19 protein-coding genes and 2 tRNA genes are annotated in these 16,251 nt (G+C 61.4%); 19 read left to right on the forward strand and 2 right to left on the reverse strand.

What is annotated here, in order from left to right; all coding sequences use genetic code 11:
* The first annotated feature begins 45 nt into the window (after positions 1-45).
* The gene (locus tag C84B14_RS08790) at positions 46-252 is read left to right on the forward strand and encodes a hypervirulence associated TUDOR domain-containing protein (protein ID WP_353223417.1); all 207 of its coding nucleotides are present in this window, start codon (positions 46-48) and stop codon (positions 250-252) included.
* A 71-nt stretch (positions 253-323) separates the two neighbouring features.
* Here C84B14_RS08790 and mltF read toward each other — a convergent pair whose 3' ends face one another.
* Positions 324-1,688, reverse strand: a complete 1,365-nt coding sequence (gene mltF, locus C84B14_RS08795; protein ID WP_353223418.1) for a membrane-bound lytic murein transglycosylase MltF — start codon at positions 1,686-1,688, stop codon at positions 324-326.
* A 202-nt stretch (positions 1,689-1,890) separates the two neighbouring features.
* On the opposite strand from mltF, the gene C84B14_RS08800 reads away from it, so the two are divergent.
* Complete coding sequence (locus tag C84B14_RS08800; RefSeq protein ID WP_353223420.1) at positions 1,891-2,904, forward strand: DNA topoisomerase IB; 1,014 nt, start codon at positions 1,891-1,893, stop codon at positions 2,902-2,904.
* Between the two features lie 108 nt (positions 2,905-3,012).
* Here C84B14_RS08800 and C84B14_RS08805 read toward each other — a convergent pair whose 3' ends face one another.
* Positions 3,013-4,686 carry a methyl-accepting chemotaxis protein gene (locus C84B14_RS08805; RefSeq protein ID WP_353223422.1) on the reverse strand — a complete coding sequence of 558 codons (1,674 nt, stop codon included), beginning with the start codon at positions 4,684-4,686 and terminating at the stop codon, positions 3,013-3,015.
* 146 nt (positions 4,687-4,832) lie between these two features.
* Here C84B14_RS08805 and C84B14_RS08810 point away from each other — a divergent pair, with 146 nt between their 5' ends.
* The 17 genes from C84B14_RS08810 to C84B14_RS08890 all read left to right on the forward strand — a co-directional run bounded on the left by C84B14_RS08810 (position 4,833) and on the right by C84B14_RS08890 (position 16,229).
* Positions 4,833-5,336, forward strand: a complete 504-nt coding sequence (locus tag C84B14_RS08810) for a disulfide bond formation protein B (RefSeq protein WP_353223424.1) — start codon at positions 4,833-4,835, stop codon at positions 5,334-5,336.
* Positions 5,337-5,554: 218 nt separating this feature from the next.
* Positions 5,555-6,037 carry a ribonuclease E activity regulator RraA gene (gene rraA, locus C84B14_RS08815; protein ID WP_353223426.1) on the forward strand — a complete coding sequence of 161 codons (483 nt, stop codon included), beginning with the start codon at positions 5,555-5,557 and terminating at the stop codon, positions 6,035-6,037.
* A gap of 105 nt (positions 6,038-6,142) precedes the next feature.
* Positions 6,143-6,790: a uracil-DNA glycosylase gene (locus tag C84B14_RS08820; RefSeq protein WP_353223427.1), complete on the forward strand. Its 648-nt coding sequence runs from the start codon at positions 6,143-6,145 to the stop codon at positions 6,788-6,790.
* Between the two features lie 7 nt (positions 6,791-6,797).
* Positions 6,798-8,645, forward strand: a complete 1,848-nt coding sequence (gene uvrC / locus C84B14_RS08825) for an excinuclease ABC subunit UvrC (RefSeq protein ID WP_353223429.1) — start codon at positions 6,798-6,800, stop codon at positions 8,643-8,645.
* Between the two features lie 42 nt (positions 8,646-8,687).
* Positions 8,688-9,239: a CDP-diacylglycerol--glycerol-3-phosphate 3-phosphatidyltransferase gene (gene pgsA, locus C84B14_RS08830; RefSeq protein WP_348767868.1), complete on the forward strand. Its 552-nt coding sequence runs from the start codon at positions 8,688-8,690 to the stop codon at positions 9,237-9,239.
* 235 nt (positions 9,240-9,474) lie between these two features.
* Positions 9,475-9,549: transfer RNA gene (locus tag C84B14_RS08835), tRNA-Gly, on the forward strand.
* A 78-nt stretch (positions 9,550-9,627) separates the two neighbouring features.
* Positions 9,628-9,701, forward strand: a tRNA-Cys gene (locus tag C84B14_RS08840).
* Positions 9,702-9,864: 163 nt separating this feature from the next.
* Entirely contained in the window at positions 9,865-11,079 is a 1,215-nt protein-coding gene (locus tag C84B14_RS08845; RefSeq protein ID WP_353223431.1) for a tyrosine-type recombinase/integrase, read from the forward strand.
* Complete coding sequence (locus C84B14_RS08850; RefSeq protein ID WP_353223433.1) at positions 11,076-11,648, forward strand: hypothetical protein; 573 nt, start codon at positions 11,076-11,078, stop codon at positions 11,646-11,648. The genes C84B14_RS08845 and C84B14_RS08850 overlap by 4 nt, the downstream gene beginning before the upstream one ends.
* Before the next feature lie 83 nt (positions 11,649-11,731).
* Positions 11,732-11,929 carry a helix-turn-helix transcriptional regulator gene (locus C84B14_RS08855; RefSeq protein WP_353223435.1) on the forward strand — a complete coding sequence of 66 codons (198 nt, stop codon included), beginning with the start codon at positions 11,732-11,734 and terminating at the stop codon, positions 11,927-11,929.
* Positions 11,926-12,219, forward strand: a complete 294-nt coding sequence (locus C84B14_RS08860) for a hypothetical protein (RefSeq protein WP_353223437.1) — start codon at positions 11,926-11,928, stop codon at positions 12,217-12,219. Before C84B14_RS08855 ends, C84B14_RS08860 begins: the two co-directional genes overlap by 4 nt.
* A gap of 113 nt (positions 12,220-12,332) precedes the next feature.
* Positions 12,333-13,079 carry a hypothetical protein gene (locus C84B14_RS08865; RefSeq protein WP_353223439.1) on the forward strand — a complete coding sequence of 249 codons (747 nt, stop codon included), beginning with the start codon at positions 12,333-12,335 and terminating at the stop codon, positions 13,077-13,079.
* Positions 13,080-13,124: 45 nt separating this feature from the next.
* Positions 13,125-13,349 carry a hypothetical protein gene (locus tag C84B14_RS08870; RefSeq protein ID WP_353223441.1) on the forward strand — a complete coding sequence of 75 codons (225 nt, stop codon included), beginning with the start codon at positions 13,125-13,127 and terminating at the stop codon, positions 13,347-13,349.
* A gap of 232 nt (positions 13,350-13,581) precedes the next feature.
* Positions 13,582-13,797 carry an HNH endonuclease signature motif containing protein gene (locus tag C84B14_RS08875; protein WP_353223569.1) on the forward strand — a complete coding sequence of 72 codons (216 nt, stop codon included), beginning with the start codon at positions 13,582-13,584 and terminating at the stop codon, positions 13,795-13,797.
* Positions 13,798-13,870: 73 nt separating this feature from the next.
* Positions 13,871-14,080, forward strand: a complete 210-nt coding sequence (locus C84B14_RS08880; RefSeq protein WP_353223442.1) for a hypothetical protein — start codon at positions 13,871-13,873, stop codon at positions 14,078-14,080.
* Positions 14,080-15,663 carry a terminase large subunit gene (locus C84B14_RS08885; RefSeq protein ID WP_353223444.1) on the forward strand — a complete coding sequence of 528 codons (1,584 nt, stop codon included), beginning with the start codon at positions 14,080-14,082 and terminating at the stop codon, positions 15,661-15,663. The genes C84B14_RS08880 and C84B14_RS08885 overlap by 1 nt, the downstream gene beginning before the upstream one ends.
* A 17-nt stretch (positions 15,664-15,680) precedes the next feature.
* Positions 15,681-16,229 carry an HK97 family phage prohead protease gene (locus C84B14_RS08890; protein ID WP_353223446.1) on the forward strand — a complete coding sequence of 183 codons (549 nt, stop codon included), beginning with the start codon at positions 15,681-15,683 and terminating at the stop codon, positions 16,227-16,229.
* Positions 16,230-16,251: the final 22 nt, after the last annotated feature.

Below are 16,251 nucleotides of genomic sequence, written 5' to 3' on the forward strand. Positions count from 1 at the left end.
GTAGGGCAGTTCATTCACGCACAACGAACCGGAAAGGAAGCGATCATGGCGCGTTCGATCGGCGATACCGTCAAGTGGAACTGGGGCCAGGGCACGGCCGAAGGTCAGATCACGCAGATCTACAAGCAGCGCGTGACCAAGACGCTCAAGGGCTCGGAGATCGTGCGCGACGGCGATGACGACAACCCGGCCTATCTTATCGAACAGAGCGACGGCGACCAGGTGCTCAAGCTGGAGTCCGAGCTGGACTGAACCGCGGCGATTACAATCCCGCGGCGCGACGGGCGCGCAGCACGGCGGCGGCGCCAGCGCTGGGGCAAGCGCTAATCGACGTGGCGCCGGATCACGTCTTCGTAGTCGCGAATACGGTGGATATAGCGCACCGGCTCGTGGCCGCGCGCATAGCCGTATTTCAGCGACGGGTAGTAGCGCTTGTCGGCCAGCAAGGGGAGCACCTTCTTGAGATCACGCCAGGAGTGCGGGTTCTTGTCCAGACGCTCGGCGAGTCGTTGGGCGTCGCGTAGATGTGCGAGGCCGATGTTGTAGGCCGCCAGCGCCATGAGCAAGCGATCCGGTGACGGAACCGTTTCGTCGATGCGCGAACGCATGCGGGCGAGGTACTTGGCACCGCCGTGAATGCTTTCGGCCGGGTCCAGCCGATCGTCCACGCCCATTGCCCGGGCGGTGCGCCCGGTGAGCATCATCAGCCCGCGTACCCCGGTCGGACTTTTAGCCGTCGGATCCCATTTGGACTCCTGATAGGCCTGCGCGGCGAGCAACAGCGGTGGCAGGGCATGGTCTTCGCCAGCGCGCTGGAATAGCGAATCATAGTCGGGCAGTACCTTGTCGATCCGCCGCACCAGGGCACGCCGATCGACGAAATCGAATGCCGGCAGATAGGCGTAGTAGCGTGCTTCCATCGCCTCGCGGGCCTGCTTGCCTTGCGCGCTCGTCAACCACCGAGTTGCGCTTTGTGCGAGTGCCTCGGCATGCAACGGCATGGCCCAGGCGAGGGACTCGCCATCGTGTAGATCGAACATCACCTTCAGCTGCGGATAGTAGCGGCGGTTGATGTCGACGATATTGGAGTCGGCCACGGTGCAGTCGAGCCGACTCTCCCAAACGCGCCGCAGCAGCTGCTCGGTGCCGCGCCGCTTGTCCTGTCGCCAGCGCAGCGCCGGATACTCGGCCTGCAGGGTCTGCAGGCGTTCCACGTAGCTGCTGTCCGCGATCACCCGCAGCGACACGTCGCTTAGCTCCTGCACGTTTTGCGGCCGAGCGCGCTGCGGATTGCACACCACTTGTTGTTGCACGGTCTGATACGGCGCGGAAAAGCGAAAGCGCTCTTGCCGTGCCGGGGTAACGCTCAGGCCGGCTGCCGCCATGTCCGCCTTGCCGTTATCAAGCGCGTCCAATACGCCGTGGACGGAGTTTTCGACCCGATACTTCACCTCAACGCCCAGGTGCCGGGCAAAGGCCTGGGTCAACGCCCATTCCGGGCCGGCTCGCTGCTTGTGGCGATTCAGAAAATAGGTGGTAGGGGCGTTGCGTGTGACCACGCGCAATACGCCCTGTTCACGAATCCGTTCGAGCCGGCCGGCGTCTGCGTTATCCGGCGTATTGCCAGTGCAGCCGAGCAATACGGCCGTGCCGATAGCCACAATCATCCCTACGATTGTTCGGCTCATGCATCCCCCAACGGTGCGCCCCGCGTTCACACTAGCAGACAAGACGATCGCGCCCGCTGGCCTGCCCACTTCCGAACAAAACCGGATGGCGCCCGCGAAACCATTGGGCGACGCTGGCGAATCGAGCGATGCATCGCCGGGCAAGCACCCCGCGTAAGCGCAGCATCCCATTCCTGGCAGACGCCACTCCACGCTGAAGGCGATGAGCGAAGATACGTCCCATTCTGCTGTTGTAACCCGGCATCGCTGCGGCAAGGGGTTTACCTACCGCTACCGTAATGGCCGGACGCTGCGCGACAAGCGCCGCCGGCGTTGGATTGATTCGCTGGCTATCCCGCCCGCGTGGCAGCAGGTGGAGATTTCGCTGGACGACGATGCCCATGTCCACGCAACCGGGCGCGATGCCGCGGGACGCAAGCAATACATCTACAACCCGCGCTGGCGCGAGCGCCGCGAGCAGGCCAAATACGATCGTATTCTCGCCTTCGCGGGGCAGCTGTCGACCATGCGTCGTGCCACGGGCCAGCATCTTACCCATGAGCAGATGACGCGGGAGAAGGTGCTCGCCTGCATGGTGCGCCTGATCGACAGCGCCTATTTTCGACCCGGCAGCGAAAGCTATTCGCGCGAGAACGAGTCCTATGGCTTGACCACGATGCGCTCCAAGCATCTGACCATCGAGGGCGACGAACTGATCTTCGACTATGCCGGCAAGAGCGGCCAGCATCAGCACCGCGTGGTCGAGGACGAACGGCTTGCGGAGGTAGTGGCCGAACTCGATGACCAGCCCGGCTACGAAATCTTCAAGTATTACGACGACGACGGCGCCAAGGTGTACGTCGACAGCGCTGACCTCAACGAATACATCCACGAGATCATGGGCGACGACTACAGCGCCAAGGATTTCCGGACCTGGGCCGGTACGTCGCTCGCCGCGCTCGCCCTGGATGAGATCGGCCCGGGCGACGACGACAAGATCAGCCAGAAGAACATTCGCGAAGCCGTGGACCGAGTCGCCAAACGCCTGGGCAACACGCCGGCGATCGCGCGCTCAAGCTATATTGACCCGCGGGTGATCGAAACCTATCTCGACGGTCGCACCCTCAGCCATTTCCAGGCCCTGATCGAAGCAGAGCTCGAGGCCGGCGATCTGACCGGCCCGGAAGAGCGGGCGGTGATGAAAATGCTGGAGAGCCGGGTCAGGCGCGAGCAGTAGCCAGGCGCGGGGTTGTCGGAATCGCCTGGCATTGCTGGCGCCGAGAATTGCGCCCCGGCGCGCGCAAGCAGCGCGGCCGGGGCGGCGTCATGCCCGCCGCGGTGTGGCTTATGCCGCCGCGCCGCCGGCCTCGTGGCCATAGCCGTGGTAGGCGGTGTTGCCGGAGCGGCCCGAAGCGTCTGGCCGAGCGACTGCAGCGGCGGCGCCGGATGACGAGCCAACATCGGAACTTAGCCGGAATGAAGCGAGCAGCGCCTGGAGCTGGTCGGCCTGTTCGCGCATCTGCACGGCAGCGGCGCTGGTCTGTTCCACCATTGCCGCGTTGTGCTGGGTGGCGCCGTCGAGCTCCGTGACTGCCGTATTGATCTGGCTGACGCCTTCGCTTTGTTCACGAGCACCGTTACGGATCTGGGCGACCACTTCGGTGACCCGTTCGATACGCGAGACGATATCTTCCATGGTGACGCCGGTTTCGCGTACCAGGCGCGTGCCGGATTCGGTATGGGTGACCGATGAATCGCTGAGTGCGCGAATCTGGCGGGAGGCGTCGGCGGCGCGGCTGGCCAGGTTGCGTACTTCCTGGGCTACGACCGAGAACCCGCGCCCGTGTTCGCCGGCTCGTGCGGCCTCGACCGAGGCGTTCAGCGCGAGCAGGTTGGTCTGAAAGGCGATGCCGTCCATCAACGTGGTGATCGTATTGATTTCGCTGGCCGAGGTCGCGATATCGCTCATCGTGGTGGCCATGTCGCGCATTGCCTGTTGGCCCTGATGCGCGGCGTCCACGGTCGAGCGGGTGAGCTCGTTGGCCTGATCGGCGGCTTCTGCCGTGTTCGCGACCGTGGCGGTGATTTCTTCCATGGATGCCGACGTCTGTTCCAGGCTGGCCGCGGACTGCTCGGTTCGGCTGGCCAGCGCCTGGCTGCCCTGGGCGATTTCGTTGGCCGCGCCGTGTACGCCGAATACCGACGTGCGCACCGTCTGGAGCGTTGTATCCATGCGGCCGACGAAGGCGTTGAAGTTGATCGCAAGATCGCCGAGCTCGTCGGTACGCCGCGTGTCGATACGCGCGGTGAGGTCGCCGTCGCCTTCGGTGATTTCCTTGATGCGGTGGGTCACCGCACGAATCGCTCGCGACATCATCAGCGGGCCCACCAGGGCCACGATGACAGTGATCAGGCCGATCAGAATCGAAAAGCCGATGACCGCGTATTCCTGGGTGTTGGCCCGTGCCAGCGCGGCCGACTCCAGCGCGTGGATCTTTTCTTCGGCGGCCATGCTGGCCCGGTCGTAGACCTCGCGCAGCTCCACGAAGGCGTGCTCGACTTCGTTGTCCAGTACCTCCCGTGCACCTTCGTAGTTGCCATCGCGGCGCAGTTGGAGCACGCGTCGGGAGGCGTTCAGCCAGGTGTCGTACAACGCATCGAAGCCTGCCAGCGAGGCCAGGACTTCCGGATAAGCGGCCAGATTGTTTTCGAACTTTGCGAGGCGCTGTTTGGCCTGCGCTGCGTTCTCGTCGAACTCTGCGAGCCAGCCGGCGGCGGTTTCGCTGCCCGGGTCCATGCGCATGTATTCGAGCGTGGCCACATGGGCCTGATAGAGATCGCGATCGGCGTTCAGGACGGCCGCGGTGGAATCGATGAACGGCCCGCCGAATTCGCGCATTCGCTCCTTCAGGGTGTGTACCAGCATGAGGTCGACTGCGACCACCGCGAACATGGCCAGCGCGACGGTAATGAATGCGATGGCGTATTTCACGTTGATCTGATTTAGGAGCTTGAGCATGTTGATCCCCTTAGATGCCCCATGGGCACGGCCCGATCGTCCGGAATGAACGATTCGAATCACTATCGGCGCTGCGCATGCGCGCTTGAACAAAAGCGGGCGACTTTCGATTGCGGCCCGGCAGACGGTGTGGAATCATCCGCGCCATGAGCACACGCATCTATTTCCTGGTCGGCTTTCTGGCCGCGGGGGGCGCACTGGGGTTCGCCTATTATCTTCAGTACGTCCACGGGTTGGAGCCGTGCCCGCTGTGTATTTTCCAGCGCGTGGCGATGGCGGGCGTTGGCGTTTTCTGCCTGATTGGCTGGCTGCACGGCGCGCAGGGCGTCGCCCACAGGATCTACGCGGGCCTGGCCTGCCTGTCGGCCGTTGCCGGTGCTGCCATCGCGGCACGCCACGTATGGCTGATGCATCTGCCGCCGGATCAGGTCCCTGCGTGCGGGCCCGGACTGGGCTATCTGGTCGATATCATGCCGTTGACGGAAGTGTTGGCCACGGTGCTGCGCGGCGATGCCAGCTGTGCGGAGGTCAAGGGCGCGTTTCTGGGCATCAGTCTGCCGGCCTGGACCGGCGTGTATTTCGTGCTGCTCGCATTCGGTGCGCTGGCCGGGATGTTCGGTTTCGGCGCGGCGGACCGACAGCGCGACTGAGTCAATAGGCCGCAGCGATTTCGTAAGCCCGCGTCGCTGGCGCAGAGAGATGTTCCCGGGCCCCAAACTCGGTTTTCTGCGCTGGGCCTGTCGCCGGCGTGGGCCGAATGGCGGCCCGATGCTCCGGTTTTGGCGGCGCCCCGAACGCTGGCCGCGGCGAGCCGGCTCACGCATACTCGTGTCGATACAACGTATTCATTCCATCCAGAAGGGCTGTCATGACTCCCGTAACCGATCTTTGCGATGAATTCAGCGACAAGCTGCAGATCGCCGAACCGATGTTTACCGATTTCGGCGGTACCCTCGATTTCGCCGGCCCGATCAGCACGGTGAAATGCTTTGAAGACAACTCGCTGGTGCGTGCCGCGCTGGAAGAACCGGGTGAGGGACGCGTACTGGTGGTTGATGGCGGTGCCTCCGATCGCTGCGCGTTGCTCGGCGACAATCTCGCCCAGCTGGCGATCGACAACGAATGGGGCGGCATTCTGGTCTATGGCTGCATTCGCGATTCGGCCGAAATCTCCCAGATGGGCGTGACCGTTAAAGCGCTCAATACCCACCCCAAGAAATCGAACAAGAAGAATCAGGGCGAGCGCGACGTACCGGTCCGTTTTGCCGGCGTGTCCTTCATGCCCGGCGACTGGATCTATGCCGATCTCGACGGCGTGGTCGTGAGTGCTTCCGAACTGTCGCTATCCTGATCGACGACGCTTGCAACAACGCCCCGGCGTGCTTCGCTGGGGCGTAAAGTTATCGTAAAACAATAGCCTGCCCGTATTGTTTAAGCCTAGAAATAGCATTAGAACTTGATCGATCCACCGACCGAGTGCAGGCGCTGCCCGCGTCTGGTTGCGCTGCGCCACGACGTTCGTGCCGCGTATCCGCGCTACCATGCGGCCCCGGTGCGCTCCTTCGGGCCAGCCACCGCGCGTCTGCTCGTGGTGGGGCTGGCGCCGGCGCTGCACGGTGCCAACGCGAGCGGCCGGCCGTTCAGCGATGAACAGTCGGGGGCGCTGATCTATCGCATGCTTTACGACTACGGCTTTGCCTCGCGCGCCCAGGGACCCGATGCCGGGCCCGAATTGCGGGACTGTCGCATCACCAACGTGGTCAAACGCCTGCCGCCCCAGAACAAGCCGGTAGCCCAGGAGATCAATGCCTGTAATCCGTTTCTGGCCAGCGAGCTTGCGCCGGCGCGGATACTGCTGGTGCTCGGCGGGGTGGCACACAAGGCAGTGGTACGCGCGCTGGGAATGCGCCAACGCGATCGCGTGTTTGCCCATGGCGCCGAGCATGCGCTGCCCGGCGGGCGGGTGCTGGTCGATTCCTACCACTGCAGCCGCTACAACCTGAATACCCGCCGCCTGACCGAGGCCATGTTCGCCCGGGTGTTCGTACGCGTACGGCAACTCGTCGATGCCTTGGGCTTGCCTGTGAACGACGCGCCGCCATGATGATGCGATGACCGACGAGACGACCCCGCAGACCGACGCGACCGGCTTCGACCCGCGCAGCTACCTGCGCCAGCTCACCCAGGCGCCGGGCGTGTACCGCATGTACAACGCCCAGGGCGACGTGCTGTATGTGGGCAAGGCCAAGAACCTGAAAAAACGCGTGTCCAGCTATTTCCTGCGCGCATCGGGCAACGCCAAGACCGAGGCGATGCTCGATCAGGTGGCCGATATCCAGGTCACGATCACGCATACCGAAGACGAAGCGCTGCTGCTCGAGTCCACGCTGATCAAAAAGCATCGGCCGCGATACAACGTCTATCTGCGCGACGACAAGAGCTACCCCTACCTCATGATCACCGGGGACAACGACTATCCACGGGTGGTCTATCACCGCGGCGCACAGAAACGAAAGGGGCATTATTTCGGCCCGTTCCCAAGCTCCGGCGCGGTCAAACAGACCCAGGACACGCTGACCCGGCTGTTCAAGCTGCGCAACTGTCGCGACAGCTTCTTCGAAAACCGCTCGCGGCCCTGTCTGCAGTATCAGATCAAGCGCTGTACCGCGCCCTGCGTGGGTTATATCAGCAAGGATGACTATGCCCGCGACGTGAACGACGCGGTCGAGCTGCTGGAAGGGCGCAACGAAAAACTCATCGACCGTCTGGTCGGCGAGATGGAGGCCGCGGCCAAGGCGCTGGATTTCGAAACCGCCGCCCGCCTGCGGGAAAAGATTGCGGCATTGCGTCGATTGCAGTCGCAGAGCCATAAAGTAGGCGGGCAGAGCGATTTCGATATCGTTTGTGCCGCGATCGATGGTGGTATCGGCGCGGTCGTGGTGGTCACCGTGCGCGGCGGCATCAACCTCGGCCACCGTAGTTTCTTCCCGCATGCGCCGCCGGGCACCGACGTAGCCGATCTCGTGGCCGCCTTCATGAGCCAGTACTACCTGGAACGCCGGCCGCCGCCCGAACTGCTGGTCGACCCGCTGCCAGCCGACGATAAGTGGCTGGCCGAAAGTCTGGGCCGCCGCGCACAGCGCAAGGTGGCGTTCAAGACCAACGTACGCGCGGAACGCAAGCGCTGGCTGGACAACACGCGGGCGACGCTCTCACAAACGCTTTCGGCACAGTTGGCGAGCCGGGCCGGGGTGGAAAAACGCCTGTCTTCGCTGGCGAAGGGCCTGGGGCTGGAGGCGCCGCCGATGCATATGGCCTGTTTCGACATCAGCCATACGCGCGGTGAACGCACCGTGGCCTCCTGCGTGGTGTTCGAGGCGGGCGTGGCGAACAAGTCGAAGTATCGGCGCTTCAATATCGACGGTATCGAACCCGGCGACGACTATGCAGCGATGCGACAGGCCCTGACCCGGCGCTTCAAGCGGGTTAAAAACGGCGAGGACTACATGCCCGACCTGCTGCTCATCGACGGCGGCAAGGGTCAGCTCGGCGTTGCCGTGGAAGCGCTCGAAGAGCTTGAAGTAACCGGCGTCAACGTCATCGGCGTGGCCAAGGGCTCGACGCGCAAGCCCGGGCTCGAGCAGATCTTTTTGCCGGGCGAGAAATCGCCTCTTATACTGCCGGCAGACTCCCCGGGGCTGCATCTCATCCAGCAGATTCGCGACGAGGCGCATCGTTTCGCGATCGCCGGCCACCGCGGCCAGCGCGGCAAGGCACGCCAGGGGTCCATGCTCGACGGGGTTGACGGGCTGGGGCCGAAACGTCGCAAGAAGCTGCTTCAAACCTTTGGCGGGCCAAAGCAGGTAGCCAGGGCCGGGGTGTCGGAACTTGCACGGGTGGAAGGCATCAGTGCGACCATGGCACAACGGATTTACGATCATTTCCACAACACGGCCTGACGTCGGTGTCATCCGATCCGCGCGGCCCGCGAGGAGAAGCGCTTGAACCTGCCCATTTGGCTGACCCTGTTTCGCCTGATTCTCATACCCTTCGTGGTGGGGCTCATGTTCGTGCCCCTGCCCAGTGCCAATATCGTGGCCGCCATCCTGTTCGGCGTGGCCCTGGCCACCGACTGGCTCGACGGCCATCTCGCACGGCGCTGGAACCAGACCTCGGCGTTCGGGGCGTTTCTCGACCCGGTCGCCGACAAGCTGATCGTGTGCGCGGTGCTGGTCATGCTCGTCTACCGCGATCCGCACTATTACATTGCCCTGTCGGCCACCGTCATCGTCGGCCGCGAACTGACCGTGTCAGCGCTGCGCGAATGGATGGCGGAGCTGGGCGAGCGCGGCGTGGTCGCGGTCGGCTCGTTGGGCAAGTACAAGACCGCCATCCAGATGGCCGCCATTTTCTGCATGTTGTTCGACCTGGCCCAGCGCACCGGCGTTTATCTGTTCGGTGTCGCGCTGCTGATCGTTTCGGCGGTGCTCACGCTCTGGTCGATGGTGGTCTACTTGCGCCAGGCATGGCCGCGCCTGAGCATGGAACGCTAGTTAACACGGTACGGCGGCCGCGGACTCGGCCCGCGGTTGCGCGCCGGTCCGGTTCCGGCCCAGGTCGAACAAGGTCGCAAGACAGACCGGGCAGGGTGCTTCATCGCCTTCAAGCCGGGCTTGAACCCGGCCTGTGAAGCGACGCTGGCGGCAGCAGAACCGACTTGATGAAAAACCTTTGTCGATATGGGTTGACACCCGATCTTTTACGCCTAGAATACGCACTCTCAACGGCGCGGGAATAGCTCAGTGGTAGAGCACAACCTTGCCAAGGTTGGGGTCGCGAGTTCGAATCTCGTTTCCCGCTCCAAATAGACATTGCCGAAACCTCGGCCCGCCGGTCGGGGTTTTTCTTTATCAGCATCCGCCTGTTTGGATGTATGCGACCGGCCAGGTGGCAGAGTGGTGATGCAGCGGCCTGCAAAGCCGCGTACCTCGGTTCGATTCCGGGCCTGGCCTCCATCTAAGCATCCTAGAAAATCCAATTAAGTCTTTATCGGCCCGTATTTACGGGCTTTTTTGTGTCTGGAATGTCCCATTACGTCCGGGGGCATCCGTTGCAATCCGGGGGCACTTGGGGGCATATATGGGGGCATCTTCCCCCAACGCCGACCGGATGCCCCCAATGAAGCTAACCGCCACTAAGGTCGATAAAGCCAAGCCACGCGATAACGCGTTCAAGCTAAGCGATGGCGACGGCATGTTTTTGCTGGTATCGCCGAAGGGCGGTAAAGCATGGCGACTCAAGTACCGCATTCATGGCAAGGAAAAGCAGCTAGCACTCGGCACGTATCCCGAGGTATCGCTGAAACTAGCCCGAGAGCGCCGTGCAGACGCTCGCAAAGCGATTGCGGCGGGTATCGACCCGAGCGCGCAGAAACAGGCCGAGAAGCGCGCACAGAACGCGGCAGACACGTTTGAGGCGGTCGCCCGCGAATGGATCAAGGCTCGCAGCGGTGAATGGGGCGAAAGTAACCGCCACCAAGTTACCCGGCGACTAGAACGCGATGCGTTTCCGTGGATTGGCACAACCAAGGTTCACGAACTGGAGCCGCCCGAAGTGCTGCGGATGCTACGGCGTACTGAAAGCCGGGGCGCGATCGAGACGGCGCACCGTGTCAAGAATCTGGTGGGGCAGGTCATGCGCTATGCGGTGGCGACGGGTAGGGCGCAGCGTGACCCGACCCCCGATCTGGCCGGGGCGCTCAAGACCAAGCGCGCCAAACATCATGCGAGCCTGACGACGCCCGCAGCGATTGGCCCGCTGTTGCGCGATATTGACGGCTACGAAGGTCAGTTCGTGACCCGGTGCGCGCTGCAACTTGCGCCGCTGGTATTCGTGCGGCCCGGAGAGCTACGCAAGGCGGAGTGGATCGAGTTCGATCTTGATAAGGCCGAATGGCGGATACCGGCCGAGCGCATGAAGATGGACGCGCCGCATATCGTGCCGCTGTCGGAACAGGCAATCGAGGTGCTGCGAGAGCTAGACCCGCTGACAGGGTGCGGGCGCTACGTTTTCCCCGGTGCGCGATCTGATGACCGGCCTATGAGCGAAAACACGCTCAACGCCGCGCTGAGGCGCTTGGGATACGACAAGGATCAAATGACCGGCCACGGATTCCGAAGCATGGCATCGACGCTGCTGAATGAGCAGGGCTGGAACCGCGATGCTATCGAGCGGCAACTGGCGCACGCTGAGCGCGATAACGTGCGGGCTGCGTACAACTACGCCGAGCACTTGGACGAACGCCGGCGGATGATGCAGGCGTGGGCCGACTATTTGGCGGGACTGAAGCGTGGGGCGAACGTCACACCAATTAAATCAGCGAGCGCCGTATGAGCAAAGGTAAACGCTGCCCAGGCGGGTACGGCCGCGATAAAACACGGAAGCAGTTCGAGCACTGGCGCGAAAGATTGAGGGATAGTGAAGACTACCCGGTGCTGGATGGCTTGGAGACGGCGTGGCAAGAGCTGTCCGACCTTTATGATTTTCCTTGGACCGATGAGAAAACACGGGAATCTTTTTACGACTTCGAAAGCCCAATAACTGCAATTATTTACGCAGTTGAAATGGGGTTCTATCCGCCCCCAGAAGTGATGCTGGCCCTACTCAGCCGATGGGATGAGTACATGCGATCGGTCGGTGAGAAGGATTTGGAAACCGCGATGATCGGGCCGTTGCGTCGACGCACCGGTAACTACGCGCGGCGAGAAATTAAAGGAATGCAGCCGTATGCATGGGCAGGCGAAATAGCTCGCGCAGTGGAGAAAGAGGGTATAAGCCGCATACAGGCCGCCACAGATCTAGTAGAGCGCTGGAACTTGCAAATTGATCCAGAAAGCGTTTTGAGAATGGTTAGGGATACCCCGTTTCAAAAGCTACGGCTCCAGAAAAAGCGGACTGAATAGGGCGGTATTGAGTCCTCGTTCAATGTGAAAAACAGCTATTAAATAAGTAGCCATGTTCCACAGCACGCCAAAGGGGTGCAGACATGGCCAAGCAGAGCCTTATCCGGCTTCCAGCCGTAAAAGCCCGTACCGGGCAATCGCGTAGTGCGATCTATGCCGCTATGCAGCGCGGTGAGTTCCCGCAATCCGTACCTATCGGCCCTAGAGCCGTTGCGTGGGTAGAAAGCGAAATCGACGCCTACATCGAGCGTCAGATTGATCGGCGTTCGGAGGCGGCATGAACGATCATCATATCGTCGGCCGCTTTCCATTTACCCGCGAAGGTCACGCTAATCGACGCGACGCAGATGCAGAACCTCGCATCGCCGTTGTATCGATCGACGTGGAGGATAAGCGCCTGCACTACCACGAAGCCGGCGACGAGTACGTGCGAGCTATCGACCTGCACAAGCTCAAGCTGATTGATCCGCTGATCGAGGGCATGGAGCCGAGGGACGCCTTCATGGCGGGCGTTTGGTGCGAGGTGGCGATGCAGGAACGTCGAGCCCAGCGCGACGAACAGGTGGCGTAACTGAAAAGCCCCGGGTTAGTGGCCCGGGGCCTCGCTAAATCTCGGCAGACGAAACCAGAGAAAGAGCTTATGCAGAAACTTGATTCTATACGCGCCCCAGAGCGGCCGCAACGGTGAGCGGCGTGGCGAGGCGTAAAACGAAGCATGAGGCCCACGTCAGGCTGTATCGGCACGAACTAGAGTCGGAAGCCTACCGCACGCTGTCAACGGATGGACGCGCCCTGCTGGTGGAGTTCCGGGCGCTTTACAACGGCAGAGATAACCGCATCCCGATGAGCGTTCGAGAAATGCGGCGCCGGCTGAATGTTGGCCAGGTAGTCGCTGAGCGCGCACGCGATGAATTACTTGAGCGTGGCTTCATCCGGCAATTGAAGCTCGGCAGTTTCAGCCGCAAGGCTCGGCACGCTACCGAGTATGCGCTGACTCACGAACCGCTAGATAACGGCATGGGATCGGTCGCGCCGAAAGACTTCATGCGGTGGCGCCAAAAAAACACGGTACGGATGACCGATACCGACGGTACGGATGACCAGTACCGAGGCAGCGGCCCAAAAGCCCTAAAAGCCGCTCACGGTACGGATGACCAATACCGTGAACCCTCAAATGACGACTCCCACGGTACGGATGACCAGTACACAGATAAGTTACCAACGGTAGGGGGTGCTGATTGGCTATCCGAACACATGGGATGGCGATGCAGGAATGGGAGCGTGCTGAACGCCTGCTGCCTCATTTGTGGTGTTTGGATCACTGCTAGCGGTTACGAGTTCGATAGTGGCAAGCACTCATGCGATCCAGTGAGCCGGGCGAAATACCAAGAGCGATTGCGGCAGGCGAAAGACGAACAGCTAGCCGCCTGAAACCCGGGCGGTCGATTACAAACCAAGCCGAATAGGATTATCGATATGGACGAATTCACACAAGCTTTGCTCAGTCAGAAAGTAAAAAGGGTTTCGGAATCTTTGCGTAACCAGGACTTTAGTCTCAAAGAGTTGGTCATGGTTTGTTGCATGGCGGCGGCAACAGATATGCGCTCCAAGAGGCAGCGAGGCGAGCTTACCGATCAAGAGGCTGAAGCATTGCTTCAGGAGGCGTTTGCTGGAATGCGCGAGACGGTTTTCGAAGACTAAGGCAGCCACCGACGCTTTGCTTACGTCCGATGGGCTTGGCCGCTTCCACATCTTTGGCCGCAGCGCTTAGTCGAGCACGCTACTTGAACATCCATTCAAGTGTTATAATGTAACAATGAAGATGCTGCGCGCTCATGCCCTTAGCACACTAAGCCCACACCGCCTGCCCACCCTGGGGCAACGGGCGAACACGGCACGACGCCTGAAGACGAAAGAGCGCAACTCGCAACGGATGCGGGTATGGCAGCAAGACCCACGCTGTGCAGGCTGTGGCGCTGTCGTGGCGTACGAAGCCTTCGAGCTGGATCACATCACACCGCTGTCAGATGGCGGCTCGACGGACGACAGCAATACACAGGCGCTGTGCATCCCCTGCCACCGAGAAAAGACCAACAGCGAGCTGACAGAGCGTGCCAAGCGACGGGCGGGGTCTTCGATATATGTCTAGGGCCATTCGCTGTGCAGCACCCGAGCATCGCATGGAGATTTTTTCCCCTTCCCCGGTCAACTGAGAAACCGCCATGAGCAAGGCAACCGATGTACGCCAGGCGCTCGAACTGCTAACCGCGCAGATCGCCGACACCAATCTCGACCCGAAGGATCGGCAATCGGCCGCACGAATCGTGCTGACGTATCACAAGGAATCAAAACGGACGTACGAAAGCACCGCGAAGACCGACAAGCAGAAGAGTGCTGTAGCGGCTGCTGAGCGCCTGACTCGCGTGAAGTGATGGCCTTGTACCCGGAGTCGGCCGAACGCGCCGTAGATCTGTTCTCACGGCTGCACATACCGGACATGCCGGGCCAACCGACGATGGGCGAAGTGTGCCGCCCTTGGGTGTTCGACTTCGTGCGCTCCGTGTTCGGTGGCCTGAACCCCGAAACAGGCGAGCAGGAAATCCGCGAGTACCTGTTGTTGATCCCGAAAAAGAACAGCAAGAGCACTATCTCAGCCGGAATCATGCTCACGGCGCTGATCCTCCATGAACGCCAGAACGACGAACTTCTGTTGCTATCCGCTACACGCGAAACGGCAAACACAACTTTCAGCATCGCGGCGGGCATGGTTCGAGCCGATCCCGACCTGTCGGCGGTCTTTCATGTTCGCGATCACATCAAGTCGATCGAGCACCGCGTCAACGACAACGTGTTGAAGGTCGTCAGCCTCGACAGCAACAGCCTTGCAGGCAAACGCGCCAGCTACGTGCTGGTAGACGAGCTTTGGCTATTGGGCGGCATCGCACGCGCCGAGAGCGCGCTACAAGAGGCCATGGGCGGCATGGCGAGCCGAAAGGAGGGCTGGGCGCTCTATCTATCGACGCAGAGCGATGAACCGCCGGCTGGCGTATTCCGCGACAAGCTCACGTATGCCCGCCAAGTACGCGACGGCCGTATCGACGACGCGGCCTTCATGCCCGTTTTGTACGAACTACCCGATGGCTTCGACTGGCGCCGCAATATCGACAAGGCGTTCGAGATCACCAATCCGAACCTAGACGCTTCGGTATCGCACCGCTGGCTGCAAGCCGAGTACAGGAAAGTAAAGGATCGGCAAGACGGTAGCCTCCAGCGCTTTCTCGCGAAGCATCTGAACGTCGAGATCGGGCTCGCGCTGCGAACTGACCGCTGGGCCGGCGCGGACTACTGGCAAGACAACGAGACCCCGTTGGCGCTGGATGCGCTGATAGACCGCTGCGAGGTCGTCACAGTCGGTATCGACGGCGGTGGCTTGGATGATCTGCTGGGCTTGTACGCCATCGGCCGCGAGAGCGGCACGGGGCGCAAACTCGGATGGGGCCATGCGTGGTGCGCCGAGATAGCCCTACAGCGCCGCGAACAGATCGCACCGACCTTGCGGGGCTTCGAGTCCGAAGGCGATCTAACCATCGTGCCGAGTGTCGGGCCGGATATCGAGCAGCTCGCGGCGATGTGCGCGAAGGTTCAGGCGTCGAATAAGTTATATCAAATCGGCTGTGATCCGGCCGGTATCGGACAGATCGTTGAAGCAATCCAGAATGCCGGCGTGCCGAGCGACAAGATCATCGGAATCAGTCAGGGCTGGAAGTTAGGCAGTGCAATCAGCACGGCTGAAAGATGGCTGGCCGATGGGTCATTCATACCAGCCGATCAGGGGCTTATGCGCTGGGCGGTCAGTAACGCCCGTGTTGAGCCGAGGGCCAACTCAATCTTGATAACAAAGCAGGCCAGCGGACGCGGAAAGATCGATCCTTTAATGGCTCTATTCGACGCGACTGCAATAATGGCCCTGAATCCCGAATCAATGTCAAAAACGCTTGCCCTTTTTACTTTGTAACGTGGTAAACTGTAAGCATGTACAACCGTCTGTATTCGACGATTCACGTTAAGGCCGTTGACGGCGATAGCTGGAGCTTTACCGGCATCGCCTCGACGCCGACGCCTGACCGGATGCGAGATACCGTTGACCCCAAGGGCGCGCAGTTCACATTGCCAATCCCGTTGTTGTGGCAGCACGATCACGGCGCACCGATAGGTCACGTTGATACGGCAACGTTTACCGACTCCGGTATCGAGATCAGCGCCAGCATCCAGCGACCCACCGACGACATGCCGAACGGCCTAACCGGCCGCTTGCAGGAAGCCTGGGCGAGCATCAAGAGCGGCCTTGTCCGTGGCTTGTCGATCGGTTTCGTGCCGAAGGAATGGCAGCCTCGCGAGGGTGGCGGCATGGCTATTTCCGCTTGGGACTGGCTTGAGCTCTCAGCCGTGACGATCCCGGCGAACCAAGACGCCTCGATCCAGACGATCAAGACCCTTTCGGCGTCAACGCCGACGCCTATCACAACGCCGCATCGCGGCTTCTCTCTCCGAAAGACGCATTTTATTTTGCGTAACAGTTGAAGAGTTGTTCACAACTTCACAG

The organism is Salinisphaera sp. C84B14 (assembly GCF_040361435.1).
Lineage (GTDB): Bacteria > Pseudomonadota > Gammaproteobacteria > Nevskiales > Salinisphaeraceae > Salinisphaera.